This is a genomic window from Streptomyces sp. NPDC051940 (genome assembly GCF_040680895.1).
In the GTDB taxonomy this organism is placed as follows: domain Bacteria; phylum Actinomycetota; class Actinomycetes; order Streptomycetales; family Streptomycetaceae; genus Streptomyces.
Window position 1 is genome coordinate 74,701 of record NZ_JBFAXR010000004.1, and the last position, 13,229, is coordinate 87,929.

At 72.5% G+C, this 13,229-nt stretch carries 13 protein-coding genes; 5 read left to right on the top strand and 8 right to left on the bottom strand.

The features are described 5' to 3' along the window. Positions 1-56: 56 nt before the first annotated feature. The 7 genes from AB0M28_RS03245 to AB0M28_RS03275 form a co-directional block, all read right to left on the bottom strand. Positions 57-1,436 (bottom strand): 8-oxoguanine deaminase, encoded by a 1,380-nt coding sequence (locus tag AB0M28_RS03245; protein WP_365396860.1) that lies wholly within the window; start codon positions 1,434-1,436, stop codon positions 57-59. Positions 1,437-1,604: 168 nt separating this feature from the next. Continuing rightward, positions 1,605-2,561 (bottom strand): factor-independent urate hydroxylase, encoded by a 957-nt coding sequence (pucL, locus tag AB0M28_RS03250; RefSeq protein WP_365396863.1) that lies wholly within the window; start codon positions 2,559-2,561, stop codon positions 1,605-1,607. A gap of 6 nt (positions 2,562-2,567) precedes the next feature. Further along, positions 2,568-2,954: a hydroxyisourate hydrolase gene (gene uraH / locus AB0M28_RS03255; RefSeq protein WP_365396866.1), complete on the bottom strand. Its 387-nt coding sequence runs from the start codon at positions 2,952-2,954 to the stop codon at positions 2,568-2,570. 7 nt (positions 2,955-2,961) lie between these two features. Continuing rightward, on the bottom strand, positions 2,962-3,468 hold the full coding sequence (gene uraD / locus AB0M28_RS03260; RefSeq protein ID WP_365396869.1) for a 2-oxo-4-hydroxy-4-carboxy-5-ureidoimidazoline decarboxylase: 507 nt from the start codon (positions 3,466-3,468) through the stop codon (positions 2,962-2,964). Positions 3,469-3,545: 77 nt separating this feature from the next. Continuing rightward, the gene (locus tag AB0M28_RS03265; RefSeq protein ID WP_365396872.1) at positions 3,546-3,920 is read right to left on the bottom strand and encodes a helix-turn-helix domain-containing protein; all 375 of its coding nucleotides are present in this window, start codon (positions 3,918-3,920) and stop codon (positions 3,546-3,548) included. Next, complete coding sequence (locus AB0M28_RS03270) at positions 3,917-4,168, bottom strand: hypothetical protein (protein WP_365396875.1); 252 nt, start codon at positions 4,166-4,168, stop codon at positions 3,917-3,919. The genes AB0M28_RS03265 and AB0M28_RS03270 overlap by 4 nt, the downstream gene beginning before the upstream one ends. Positions 4,169-4,205: 37 nt before the next feature. After that, positions 4,206-6,134, bottom strand: a complete 1,929-nt coding sequence (locus AB0M28_RS03275; protein WP_365396878.1) for a protein kinase — start codon at positions 6,132-6,134, stop codon at positions 4,206-4,208. A gap of 305 nt (positions 6,135-6,439) precedes the next feature. Between AB0M28_RS03275 and AB0M28_RS03280 the strand changes: the two genes are divergently transcribed. Both AB0M28_RS03280 and AB0M28_RS03285 read left to right on the top strand, forming a co-directional pair. Continuing rightward, a complete protein-coding gene (locus tag AB0M28_RS03280; RefSeq protein ID WP_365396881.1) occupies positions 6,440-7,126 on the top strand; it encodes a hypothetical protein in 687 nt (228 codons plus the stop codon). Positions 7,127-7,256: 130 nt separating this feature from the next. Continuing rightward, positions 7,257-8,096, top strand: a complete 840-nt coding sequence (locus tag AB0M28_RS03285; RefSeq protein ID WP_365396884.1) for a hypothetical protein — start codon at positions 7,257-7,259, stop codon at positions 8,094-8,096. A gap of 42 nt (positions 8,097-8,138) precedes the next feature. Here the strand turns inward: AB0M28_RS03285 and AB0M28_RS03290 are convergent, their stop codons facing one another. After that, on the bottom strand, positions 8,139-9,398 hold the full coding sequence (locus AB0M28_RS03290) for a DUF5685 family protein (RefSeq protein WP_365396887.1): 1,260 nt from the start codon (positions 9,396-9,398) through the stop codon (positions 8,139-8,141). 323 nt (positions 9,399-9,721) lie between these two features. Between AB0M28_RS03290 and AB0M28_RS03295 the strand changes: the two genes are divergently transcribed. From AB0M28_RS03295 to AB0M28_RS03305, 3 genes are read left to right on the top strand one after another with little or no spacing between them, the layout of a single operon-like run. Beyond that, positions 9,722-11,398 carry an FAD-dependent oxidoreductase gene (locus tag AB0M28_RS03295; RefSeq protein ID WP_365396890.1) on the top strand — a complete coding sequence of 559 codons (1,677 nt, stop codon included), beginning with the start codon at positions 9,722-9,724 and terminating at the stop codon, positions 11,396-11,398. Continuing rightward, a complete protein-coding gene (locus AB0M28_RS03300) occupies positions 11,395-12,876 on the top strand; it encodes an ATP-binding protein (protein ID WP_365396893.1) in 1,482 nt (493 codons plus the stop codon). The genes AB0M28_RS03295 and AB0M28_RS03300 overlap by 4 nt, the downstream gene beginning before the upstream one ends. Then, positions 12,873-13,226 (top strand): UBP-type zinc finger domain-containing protein, encoded by a 354-nt coding sequence (locus AB0M28_RS03305; protein WP_365396896.1) that lies wholly within the window; start codon positions 12,873-12,875, stop codon positions 13,224-13,226. Before AB0M28_RS03300 ends, AB0M28_RS03305 begins: the two co-directional genes overlap by 4 nt. The last annotated feature ends 3 nt before the right edge of the window (positions 13,227-13,229 follow it).

Genomic DNA, 13,229 nt, shown 5'->3' on the forward strand with positions numbered 1-13,229 from the left:
CCGCCGTCCGCGGTCCCGGCAGGGAGCCGTCCCTCCCGGCCGGAGTCGGTGGTGTGTCAGGCGCCGGCCGCGATCCGGGCCAGGCGCCGCGCCTCCTCACGGGTGGAGCGGGCGATGGCGTCCTCGTCCACCGTCGTCAGACGGCTGTCGGCCACGATCTGGCGGCCGTTGACGAACGACGCCGTGACCGGCGCCGCGGCGCCGAAGACCAGGGCCGTCACCGGATCGGCGATCGAGGCGTGGGCCAGGGTGTCGAGCTTCCAGAGCACGAGGTCCGCGAGCTTGCCGGACTCCAGCGAGCCGATCTCCGCCGCGCGGCCGAGGACCTGGGCACCGCCGTAGGTGCCGAGCCGCAGCGCCTGGCGGGCGTTCAGCGCCGACTCGCGGTGGGCGCCGAGCCGGTTGATGAGCAGCGCGTTGCGCAGCTCCGTGTGCAGCTCGCCGGACTCGTTGGACGCCGTACCGTCGACGCCGAGGCCGACGGGGACGCCGGCCGCGAGCATGTCGGGGACGCGGGCGATGCCCGCCGCGAGCCGGGCGTTGGACGACGGGCAGTGCGCGACGCCCGTCCGGGTACGGGCGAAGGCCTCGATGTCGGAGTCGTTCATGTGGACGCAGTGCGCCATCCACACGTCCTCACCGAGCCAGCCGGTGGACTCGAAGTAGTCGGTGGGGCCCATGCCGAACAGCTCGTGGCACCACTTCTCCTCCTCGACCGTCTCCGAGCCGTGAGTGTGCATCCGTACGCCCTTGCGGCGGGCGAGTTCGGCGCCATGCCGCAGCAGTTCGGTGGAGATGGAGAACGGCGAGCAGGGGGCGGCCGCGATCTGCACCATCGCGTCGAACGAGGCGTCGTGGTACCGGTCGATCGTCTCCTCGGTGCCGGCGAGGGCCCCTTCCAGGGTCTCGACGGCGAAGTCCGGCGGCAGCCCGCCGTCCTTCTCGCTGCGGTCCATGGAGCCCCGGGCGAGGGTGAAGCGCACGCCCGTCTCCTGCGCGGCGCGGATGATCGCGCCGGAGAGGTCGCCGGCACCGCGCGGGTAGACGTAGTGGTGGTCCATGGCGGTGGTGACGCCGCCGCGGGCCATCATCGCGAGGGAGCCCTGGGCCGCCGAGTAGCACATGGCCTCGTCGATGCGGGCCCAGGTGGGGTAGAGGGCGACCAGCCAGTCGAAGAGGTTGTGGTCGGTGGCCATCCCCCGGGTGATCCACTGGTAGAAGTGGTGGTGGGTGTTGACCAGGCCGGGCGTGGCGAGGTGGCCGGTGGCGTCGATGCGGCGGACGACGCCGGTGAGGCCGTCGGGGGCCGCGCCGGGGCCCAGGGACTCGATCCGGTTGCCCGCGATGACGATGTGCCCCGTCGCGTACTCCGTGTCCTGCGCGTCCACGGTCGCGATGGCGCAGTTCTCGATGACGATGCGCTGAGCTGCACTCATGGAGTGTGTCCTCGTGCTTCCTTGTGGGTCGGGCCCGGCCGGGCGGGGTGCCGGCCCGGGTCCGCGGGTGGTTGTGCGCAGATGCCCCCGCTCCCCCGTGGACCGGTGCGGGGCCGGAAGTGAGCCCCGCACCGGTCGACGCCCGGCGCGTGCGTCGGGGGAGGACTGTCAGAGGTTGGTCATGTCGACCGGGATCCTCGCCTCGGCGCCGTCGCGCAGCACCGTCGCCTCGATCAGCCCGTACGGGCGGTCCGCGGCGAAGTACACGGCGCCGTCGGCGGCGTCGTTCTTCAGCCCGAAGGGCTCCAGGTCCAGCCGGAAGTGGTGCTTGTTCGGCATGGAGAAGCGGATCTCGTCGATCTCGGCCCGGTTCTCGATCACGCGCGAGCCCATCTGGTACAGCGTCTGCTGCAGGGAGAGGGAGTAGGTCTCCACGAAGGCGTGCAGCATGTGCTTCCTCGCCTCCGCGTAGGACTTGTCCCAGGCGGGCGGGCGCTGTTCGCCGCCGGTCCAGGTGTGCCGCCACCAGGAGGACACGGACGTGGCGAGGATCCGGTCGTAGTCCTCCTGCAGCGTCGTGTACTTGTCCTTGACGTAGCCCCAGAACTCCGACGCCGTGGTGTTCATGACGGTGAGGTCCTTCAGCCCGGTGAGGACCTCGAACTCCTCGCCGTCGTACGTGATCTGCGCGACCCGCGTCTCCTGGCCCTTGCGGACGAAGGAGTGGCGGACCTCGTCCGCCCCTATGAAGCGGGAGCTGGCGTCGGAGGCGGCCAGCCGCTCCCAGGCGTACTCCTCGATCCGGATCCGGGCCCGGTGGATCGGCTCCTGGCTCTCCACGAAGTGCCGGGCCAGCTCGATGCCGAACGCCTCCGGCGACTCGATGCCGTGCTCCTTGGCGAAGGCGAACACGGTGTTCTTGGTGGTGTCCGTCGGCAGGACGTTGCTGTTCGAGCCGGAGTAGTGCACCGCGTCCATGTCGCCGGAGAGGGCGACGGAGACGTTGAGGTCGCGGATGTGGTGGGTGTCGCCGTCCCGCGTGATCTTGACGACGCGGTTTTCCGCCTTGCCGTACTGGTTCTGGCCGAGAATCACCGGGCGGGCAGGGTGGGAATTGGCTGTCATTGGCTGCTAGCTCCCTCGGTAAACGGAGTAGCCGAACGGGTTGAGCAGCAGCGGTACGTGGTAGTGCTCGCCCGGTACGACGGCGAACGTGATCGCCACCTCGGGGAAGAACACGCCGCTGTCCCGTGTCGCGGGGGCGTCCTGCTGTGCCTCGGCTTGCTTCTTGGATACGAAGTACGCCTCGGTCGCGAAGCCGAGCCGTACCTGGTGCGTGCCTTCCGGCGGGACCGGGAGGTCCTTGCACCGGCCGTCGGCGTCGGTCGTGGAGGAGCCGAGTTCGGTCCACTCCCCGCCGGTCAGCGCCGACAGCGTCACCGGTACGCCCTCGGCGGGGCGGCCGACGCTGGTGTCCAGGACGTGCGTGGACACCGATGCCGTGGTCTGGGTGCTCATGGCGGTCCTACTCTCCCTCTGCCAGCCGGCGCAGCCTGATGCGGTTGATCCTGCCCAGCTGTTCGCGGACGGTCTCGCGTTCCCGCTCCGGCGTGTTGCCGATGCGCTCCTTGACGGCCGCGAGCATCTGCTCGCCGCTCAGCCCGGTGGCGCAGATCAGGAAGACGTGCCCGAAGCGGTCCTGGTACCGCAGGTTGAGCTCGAGCATCTCCGCCTTGAGCGCGTCGGACGCCCCCGCCATGCCCGCCTGCTCGCGGGAGGAGGTCGCGTCGCCCGCCTTCGGCCGTCCGATGGGCGGATGCCCGGCCATCGCCTCGTCGAGGTCCGCGGGCGTGAGCGCCGCCGTGGCGGCGTCGCTCGCGGCGTACAGGGACTCGGCGTCGGCGTAGGGGCGCCCGGCGGCGACCGCCGCGCCCCAGGCGGCGCTGGCACAGACCTCGTGCAGCAGCCCGGCGGCCGTGGGCGCGTCGGATGCGTTGAGCCGGCTGAGACCCGGCAGTGCGCTGGAAGTCACACGGGCAAGCTAATTTCGCCACTGGCCGTTCGTCAACAGTTTGTTGAAATGAGTTGGCGCGCGTCGCGGTCCGGGGATCAGCCCTTGGCCGCGTTCTCCCGGTTCAGATAGTTGTAGACGGTGAAGCGGCTGACACCCAGTGCCGCGGCCACCGTCTCGACGCCATGGCGTACGGAGAAGGCGCCGCGGGTCTCCAGGATCCGCACCACCTGCTGCTTCGTCTTGCGGTCGAGCTCCGCGAGCGGCATCCCGTGCCGCCGCTCGAGGTCGGCCAGGATGTGGTCGAGCGAATCGGACAGATGGGGCAGTCGTACGGCGACGACGTCCGCGCCCTCCCAGGAGAGCACCACGTCGTCGCCCTTGGCCTCCGCCGCGGGCACCAGCTCGCCACCCATGGCGTCGACGAGCGGCTTGACCGCCGCCACGAACGGGTGCCCCGCCTCCTCGCTCACGCCTCGCCCTCCCCGATCACGTTGACCTGGAGCGAGACCCGGGTGGCACCGGCCGCCAGCGCCTTGCGCAGCAGCTGGTCCACCGCCGTCAGCACGGCGTCGGCGCCGCCCTCGGCGGTGTTGCCGAAGGGCCCCACGTCCACGGCGTCCAGCGCTGCCGACTCCACGACCTCCCGCGCCACGACGGCATGCGGCGGCGCTACGTCGAGGTCGAAGGGCTCGGTCGTGAATTCCACTCTGAGTCGCACGGTGTCCCCTGGCGTCGGCTGTGACCTGCACATGGTCTCATGTCGTCGTACGCAGGGCCCCCCAGGTCTGCGGGCCCACCTCGCCGTCCACGACGATGCCCTTCGCCGTCTGGAAGCGCTTGACCGCGGCGAGGGTGTACGAGCCGAACTCGCCGTCCACGCCCGCCGACCCGATGCTGTAGCCGCGCTTGGTGAGCATGCACTGGAGCTGGACGACGCGCTGGCCCGTATCGCCTTGCACGGTGTTCTCGGTGCCGTAGTAGTACGTGCACTGGGAGATCCACGGCGGCGTCGTGGGCGCCGTCGAGGACTGCCCGGGGGACGGGCTCGCCGTGGTGCCTCCCGTGGTGCCGCCCGAGCCCGAGCCGCCGGAACCCGAGCCGCCGGACGTGGCCGTCGGGTCGGCCGAGGCGCCGGAGCCGCCCGTGCCGTCGCCGGACGTCGCCGTGCCGCTCGGGGACGCGGACGCCTTGTCCTTCTTCTTCTTGCCGTCGCCGGACGAGGCCGAGGCGCTGGGTGACGCCGACGTCTCCCCGTCGGACGGGGTGGCCGTCGCGGAGGACGTCGCCCCGGCGTTGGGGTGCTCGTCGGCGGGCTGGCGGGTGAGCTGGAACGCGCCGACCGCCACCGCGCACACCGCGACGCCCGCCACGACGGCCGCGATCGTCTTCCCGCGGCCCCGCCGCCCGCGGGCCCCGTGCGCCTCGGTCGTACCGGTGTCGCCGGGGTACGGCGGCATCCCGCCGTACGCCCCCGAGGAGCCGGGCATGGCGTGGGCGGTCGGCTGGCCGTAGGCGCCGGGGGGTGTGCCCGGGGAGTAGGCGCCCGGGGGTGTGCCCGGGCCCGGCGCCGCACCCGGGCCGTACGCCCCGGCCGGGGCCGGCGGTCCGTACGTACCCTGCGGCGCGCCCGGCGGCGGGCCGAACCCCGCGATCGGGGCACCCGGTGTCACGCGCATCGTGGGGGTGCGCAGATGGTCCGTCTGCTGGACCGTGGCCTGCTCCAGCACCTCGCGCGCCTGCTTACGGGCCCGCAGCCGGCCGTTCAGCGGCTCCGGCCACTCCACGCCCGCGGCCCGCGCGGCGGCCACGTCCGTCAGCTGCGCGGCGGTGAGCCGCGCGGCGGGGTCCTTGGCCAGGCACGCGGCGAGCAGGTCCGCCAGCGTCGCGTCGACGGCGGCGACCTGCCCCATGACCTCGGCCCGGGGCTCCTCGAAGGCGACCCGGTGCATGACGTCGACGCCGGTGCCGTCACCGAAGGGCGAGCGCCCGGTGGCGGCGTAGATGACCGTGCCCGCGAGGGAGAAGACGTCGGAGGCGGCGTCGCAGCGTCCGTCGCGCAGATACTCGGGCGACATGTACGCGGGCGTGCCGACCCGGCTGCCCGACACGGTGATGGAGGAACTGTCGGCGGCCTGCGAGATCCCGAAGTCGATGACGTGCGCGCCGTCGGGCGACAGCAGGACGTTGGACGGTTTGAGGTCGCGGTGGACGACGCCCGCGACGCCCAGCGCCGTCAGGGCGCGGCCCAGCTCGGCGATCAGCCGCCACAGGCCGGACGTCCCCAGCCGGCCGGACTCGCGGACGGCCTCGGCGAGGTTGATCCCGGGCACGTACTGCGTCGCCATCCACAGCACGCCGTCGTGGAACCCGGTGCCCAGCAGCATCGGCGCGTGCGGGGTGCGGACCCGGCCGTGCACGGCGGCCTCCCGCTCGAACCGCCGCCGGAACTCGGCGTCCTCGGCGTACTCGGGCCGGATCACCTTCACCGCCGCGAGCCCCGGCCGGTCGTCCGCCGGGCGGGCGAGATAGACCCGCCCCATGCCGCCGCTGCCGAGCAGCCCGAGCGGCGCGTACGGACCGACCCGCACCGGGTCGGACGCCTGCAGCGCGTTCGCGCCCGCCACCTTCAGGGCCGCATCGCCCGATGTTGGCGTATAGGGTGGTTTGGGTTGCTGATCCGACATCTGTCCCCCGAATGTGCCCACGTAACAACTGCCGCCTGCTCCTCGGCAGTTGCGCAGACGCTATACCGGCGGCGAAGCGCCCTGCCAGTCGAGCAGGTGAGCGACGCGGGAACGCCGCGACGGTACAGACGCCGCGTTCCGGCGCCGGGGTTCCGCCCCCGCCTGACACAGGCAGCCGGTTCTCGCGGTGGGGTCCCGGTGTCGCGCGCCGCGCGTGAGATCCGACGCCCGCCCGCCGGCCGGCCGTACCTTCTGAGGGCTGGACAGCGCCATTCACTCCGCACTCGACCGTTGGGGCCGCCATCGTGACCGGACGCACTCCCGAGCCGACCGGGAGCCCGAGCCCGAACGAGACCTCCGGCGAGGCCCGCTGGCCGATGGCGCTGGCCGTCCTCACCGCCATGGGGCTGACCGTCCTGCTCCCCGACGACTTCCGTATGGCGCCTCGCTGGGTCATCCCTGCCGTCGAGGGACTGCTTCTGCTGGCGCTCATCGCCGGCGACCCGGGCCGGATCGACCGGCGCTCGGCCGCCCTGCGGACGATGTCGATCGCTCTGGTGGGGGTTCTGGCCTTCAGCGCCGTCTGGTCGACCGTTCAGCTGGTCGACGACATCCTCCATGCCGGGTCGGAGACCAGCTCCGCCGTCAGCCTGCTGCAGATCGGCGGCACGGTGTGGGCCTGCACCGTCCTCGCCTTCTCCCTGCTGTACTTCGAGCTCGACAGCGGTGGGGCCGCCGCCCGGGCCCACCACATGCCGGCCACGCCCGCGCTCGCCTTCCCCCAGCACTTCGAGCCGCGGCTGAGCAGCGCCGACTGGCGGCCCCGCTTCATCGACTACCTGTACCTCGCGCTCACCAACGCCACCGCCTTCAGCCCCACCGACGTCATGCCGCTGGCCCCCTGGGCCAAGATCGCCATGGGCATCCAGTCCCTCGTCTCCCTGCTCATTCTCGGGCTCGTGGTCGCCCGTGCCGTCAACGTCCTCGCCTGAGCTGCGGGACAGCGAGCCGGCGGGCCGGAGATGCGCAGGGCCGCTCGGCCGGCACCGGAGGTGCCCGCGGGTGTGGACCGTGTCGGCGTTGCACCGGAAGGAGGCATGTACGGCCGTCTAGTCTCGGGCCGTGAGGTATGCCGAGCAGCGCGCCGAGGGCGCGGGACCGTTCACCACCCGGGTCACCTGGCGTCTACCCGGTGGCGGGGAGGCGGTCTGGGAGTCGCGGCTCGCGCGGCGCCGCGGAATCCTCACCGTCCCGGCACCGGGCTCGCGGGCCGGCCGTCGTGTTCGTGCCGACGAGGTGGCGGTGCGCCGCCTGCGCAGGCTCAACGTCGTGGCCGCGACCGCCTTCGTCATCGGCGGGGCCCTCTTCGCGGCCGGTGCCGGCGTCGCCCAGTTCGGCTCCGGCGACGCGACCGAGCTCGCCTCGATCTACTTCGCCGGCGGTCTGTTCTTCAACACCGGCGGCTACGCCTCACTGCTGCAGGTGATCAACGCGCCCCGCCACGTGGTCGGCGGCCAGGCACTGGTCACCCGCCGCTGGCGGTGGTGGAGCTACGAGCCGACGCGGGTGGACTGGCTGAGCGTCTTCCTCCTGTTCACCGGCACCCTGGTGTTCGGCGTCAACCTGCTGGACTCCTTCCTCCAGGGACTGGACGTTCACCAGGTCAACCGGCTGATCTGGGTACCCGACGTGGTGGGCTGTGTGCTGTTCCTGGCCTCCGGGCACCTCGCCCTGGTCGAGGCCTGCCACGGCAGGCCCCGTCTGCTCCCGCGCAGCCTCGGCTGGTGGATCGTCGCGGTGAACCAGCTCGGGTCCGTCCTGTTCATGGTCTCGGCCCTCGCCGCGTACACCCGGCCGGTCACCGGCAGCCCGGTCAACATCGACATCGCCAACTGGGGCACCCTGACCGGCGCGCTGTGCTTCTCCCTCGGTGGCGTCCTCCAATTCTTCGAGCGCCCGTAGAGCTCCGCCGGCCTTATCCGAGGGCCGGCCTCATCAGCGCGTTCAGTCGCAGCAATCGCAGCAGCACTTGCACGGATTGCCGCAGCCACCGCCGCCGCAGCAGCCGTCGCCCGAACCGCCGAAGCCATGGCCGCCGCCCGAACCGCCGGAGGAGCCGCCCGAGTGGCCTCCGCCGGAGCCGCCCGACTGGCCGCCACCCCGGCCGCTGAACCACCCCTCGCCGCCGGAGCCGTCCCTGCCGGAGCTGTCCCGGCTCGAACCGCCCCCGCCGCTGCCGTCGCCGTCGCCGAACTGCGGCGGCTCCGCGTCATCCGGGCCCGAGTCGTCGTCGCAGCGGCAGCAGTTGGAGCACAACCCGCACTGGCCGCACAGCCGCCGCCACTCGCCGCACCGCCGGCACCGCCCCTCCGACGACCGGCCCGACGCTCCCTCGGGGGCATGCCGGTGCCGAGGGCGGAAGACCCGGTCGACGGCACGCTCCAGCTCACCGCCCAGCAGCGCGCGTACCAGCCGGTCGTCGACGAACACCGCCTCCGACAGCGCGAGCCGGATCCCGTGGACGGCGTCGTCGCAGAGCCGGCGTACCTCGGCGCGGTCCGCGCCGGTCACGGCGATCGGATTCCAGGCGCCGGACGCCTCATCGGTGTCCAGGTCCTCCACCGCGTCGAGCAGATGCGCCAGCCGGCCGAACAGCCGGCCGGCCTCCGCCAGCGGTCCCGCGTTGTCCGGCCGGCCGGTGAGCACCGCGGTGTGGGCGAAGGCGGCGGCGGTCGCCGTCTCCGTGGGCTCGGTGACCGTCAGCAGCGAGCCGCCGGGGCCGGTCAGCCGCTCGATCTCCGGCTGGCGCTCCAGCGCCGTCAGCAGCACCGCGGTGTCGAAGCCGAGCCGTTGACCGCCCGCGGCGCCCGCCCGGTCCCAGCCCTGGGCGATCCGGCGTGCCGCCACCTTCACCGGGCGGCGCCCCAACAGGCCGTCACCGTCGGCCATGTGATCGCGGATCTTCGCCGCGGCGAGCACCAGCGACACCGTGGCCGCCAGCCTCGCACCCTCCCCCTGGGCCACGTCCGCCGACCGCATCCCGCGCAGCGGGCACGGACCGGCACCCCGCCGCCAGTCGCCGGTCCGCTCCGACTGCGCCTCGGTCAGCACCGAGACGATGAGGCCGTCGTAGTTGGTGGCGACCCTCGCGAACTGCCCGTACTCGCTGCGCAACGTCAGGCACAGGCCGCACAGATGCGCCATCCACTCGGTACGCAGCCCCTCGCCGAGGCGATGACGGCAAGGCCTGATGATTCCGAACACCGGATTCTCCCCCCGCGCACACAACGCCGGCGCACGGCCGGCACCCCAGATGGCCCATTGTGAGGGATCCCCGGCCGCCTTCACCCGGACGTCGGGGGTTACGCAGCGGATGACGAGGGTGTCCCGGTCGAGGGTGGCACGGGCGCGCCGACCGTAGACGTCGACCGCGGCGGGACGAGCGATGGTCATCCCCCGAGACTCTCCCGCCGGGGAACAGCCCCCCGGCTATCGGAGTGAAGCCACGCGATCACGCATACGATGAACGAAAACCGGCACGGGCAGCCCGTCGTGCCGGACGCCGGGAGCACGCAGAGCGGAGAAGAATGGCACAGGCCACAGACGCGGCGCGGACCGTCATCCTGACCGTGGACGACGACCCGGGGGTCTCCCGCGCCATCGCCCGCGATCTGCGGCGGCGCTACGGCGGCGGCTACCGGATCGTGCGCGCCGAGTCCGGCGAGTCCGCGCTGGAGGCGCTGCGCGAGCTGAAGTTGCGCGGCGATCTGGTGGCCGTCATCCTCGCCGACTACCGCATGCCCCAGATGAACGGCATCGAGTTCCTCGAGCAGGCCATCGGCGTGTACCCGGGCGCGCGGCGCGTGCTGCTGACGGCGTACGCCGACACGGGCGCGGCCATCGACGCGATCAACGTTGTCGACCTCGACCACTACCTGCTCAAGCCCTGGGACCCGCCGGAGGAGAAGCTCTACCCGGTCCTCGACGACCTCATCACGGCCTGGCGCTCCAGCGACTACCGGCCGGTGCCCGCCACCAAGGTCGTCGGCCACCGCTGGTCGGCCCGCTCCTCCGACGTACGGGAGTTCCTGGCCCGCAACCAGGTGCCGTACCGCTGGTACTCCTCCGACGAGCCGGAGGGGCAGCGGCTGCTCGACGCGGCCGGGGCGGACAGGCGGGCGCTGCCCCTGGTCATCACGCCGGACGGCACCGCGCTGGTCGAGCCGGAGACGCCGGAGCTCGCCGCCCGGGTGGGGCTCGCGACACAGCCGGCCGCGGACTTCTACGACCTCGTCGTCATCGGCGGCGGCCCGGCCGGGCTCGGCTCCGCGGTGTACGGGGCCTCCGAGGGCCTGCGGACGGTGCTGGTCGAGCGGTCGGCGACCGGCGGGCAGGCCGGGCAGAGCTCCCGGATCGAGAACTACCTCGGCTTCCCCGACGGCGTGTCCGGCGCCCAGCTCACCGACCGCGCCCGCCGCCAGGCGAGCCGCTTCGGCGCCGAGATCCTCACCGCGCGCGAGGTCACCGGGCTGGAGGTCAACGGCGCCGCCCGCGTCGTACGCTTCTCCGACGGCTCGGCGATCGCCGCGCACAGCGTGATCCTCGCGACCGGCGTGTCCTACCGCCAGCTCGGGGCGGCGGGCTGCGCCGACCTGACCGGCCGCGGCGTGTACTACGGCTCCTCCCTCACCGAGGCGTCCTCGTGTGAGGGGCACGACGTGTACATCGTCGGTGGCGCGAACTCCGCCGGGCAGGCGGCGATGTATCTGGCCCGGGGTGCGAAGTCGGTGACGCTGCTGGTGCGCGGCGAGTCGCTGGCGGCGTCGATGTCGCACTACCTGATCCAGCAGATCGAGGAGGCGCCGAACATCACCGTACGGCCGCGCACCGTCGTCGAGCAGGCGCACGGCGCGGACCATCTGGAGCGGCTGACGCTGCGGGACACGGTGACCGGCGGCACCGAAGAGGTCGACACCCAGTGGATGTTCGTGTTCATCGGCGCGGCCCCGCTGACCGACTGGCTGGAGGGGACGGTGCTGCGGGACGAGCACGGCTTCATCCTCGCCGGGCCGGACCTCACCCCGGACGGACGGCCGCCCGCCGAATGGGAGCTGGACCGGCCGCCCTACCACCTGGAGACGAACATCCCCGGGGTGTTCGTGGCGGGCGACGCCCGCGCCGAGTCCGCGAAACGTGTCGCCTCCGCCGTAGGAGAGGGAGCCATGGCCGTCATGCTCGTCCACCGCTATCTGGAGCAGTCGTGAGCGGGCACCCGCTGCCCTGCGACCCGCAGGAGATCGGCTCGCTGTTCCTGTTCGAGAAGCTCACCCAGGAGCAGCTGGGGCGGCTGTGCGCCGAGGGACGGGTGGAGCGGTTCGACCCCGGTCCGGTGTACACCGAGGGCGACGAGGCCACCTGCTTCTACGTCATGATCGAGGGCACCGTCGTGCTGTACCGCAAGGTCGGCGGCGACGACGTGGAGGTCAGCCGCACCTCGCAGCGCGGGGTGTACGCGGGCGCCATGCAGGCGTATCTGGGCGACCGGGTGCCGCAGAAGTACACCAACTCCATGCGGGTGACCGAGCCCACCCGCTTCTTCGTGCTGCCGGCGGAGTCGTTCGCGTACGTCATGCGGGAGTGGTTCCCGATGGCGGCGCATCTGCTGGAGGGGCTCTTCTTCGGCTCCCGGAACACCCAGCGCGCCATCGGGCACCGTGAACGCCTGCTGGCGCTCGGTTCGTTGTCCGCCGGGCTCACCCACGAGCTGAACAACCCGGCCGCGGCCGCCGTCCGCGCCACCGCCACGCTGCGGGAGCGGGTCGGCAAGATGCGGCACAAGCTGGCCGTCATCGCACAGGGCCCCTACTCCCGGGAGGCGCTCGCCGAGCTCATCGAGATCCAGGAGCGCACCGCCGAACGCGTCGCCAAGGCACCGGCGCTGAGCCCGCTGGAGGCGTCCGACCGGGAGGACGAGCTCAGCGACTGGCTGGAGGACCACGGCATCGCGGAGGGCTGGCGCATCGCGCCCGTCTTCGTCCAGGCGGGCCTGGACACGGACTGGCTGGAGCAGGTCGCGGCGACCGTGCCCGAGGACATCCTGCCGGGGGCCGTCGGCTGGCTGAACTACACGGTCGAGACCGAGCTGCTGATGGACGAGATCGCCGACTCCACCACCCGGATCTCCCATCTGGTCGACGCGGCCAAGCAGTACGCCCAGCTCGACCGGGCCCCGCACCGCGACGTCGACGTGCACGAACTCCTCGACAGCACCCTGCTCATGCTGTCCGGCAAGATCGGCCCCGGGGTCCGGGTGGTCAAGGAGTACGACCGCTCCCTGCCGGCCGTGCCCGCCTATCCGGCGGAGCTGAACCAGGTGTGGACGAACCTCATCGACAACGCGGTGGCCGCCATCCGCGCCACCGGCGGCGACGGCACCCTGACGGTGCGCACGGCCAAGGAGGGCGACCGGCTGCTGGTGGAGTTCCGCGACACGGGCACCGGTATCCCGCCGGAGATCCGCAGCCGTGTCTTCGACCCCTTCTTCACCACCAAGCCGGTCGGTGAGGGAACCGGTCTCGGTCTCGACATCTCCTGGCGGATCGTCGTCAACAAGCACCGCGGCGCCCTGCAGTTCGAGTCCGCCCCGGGCGACACCCGGTTCCAGGTACTGCTGCCGCTGACCGCCCCGCAGACCGAGGCCGAGAACGAGAACGAGAACGAGAACAGCGAGGAGCCCGCATGACCGAGACCGACGGCATCGACCCGACCGCCGCGCCGAGCGGCGACGGCTGCACGGACTGCGACGCGGTCGGCGGCTGGTGGTTCCATCTGCGGCGCTGCGCGCAGTGCGGCCACGTCGGCTGCTGCGACTCCTCGCCGGCCCAGCACGCCACCGCCCACTTCAAGTCCTCGGGGCACGCGCTGGTGCAGAGCTTCGAGCCGGGCGAGGACTGGTTCTGGGACTACGCCTCCGACACCCTGTACGAGTCCGGCCCCGCCCTCGCCCCGCCGGTCAGCCACCCGGCCGACCAGCCCTCCCCCGGACCGGCCGGCCGCGTCCCGCAGGACTGGGCAGGGCAACTCCACCGCTGAGAA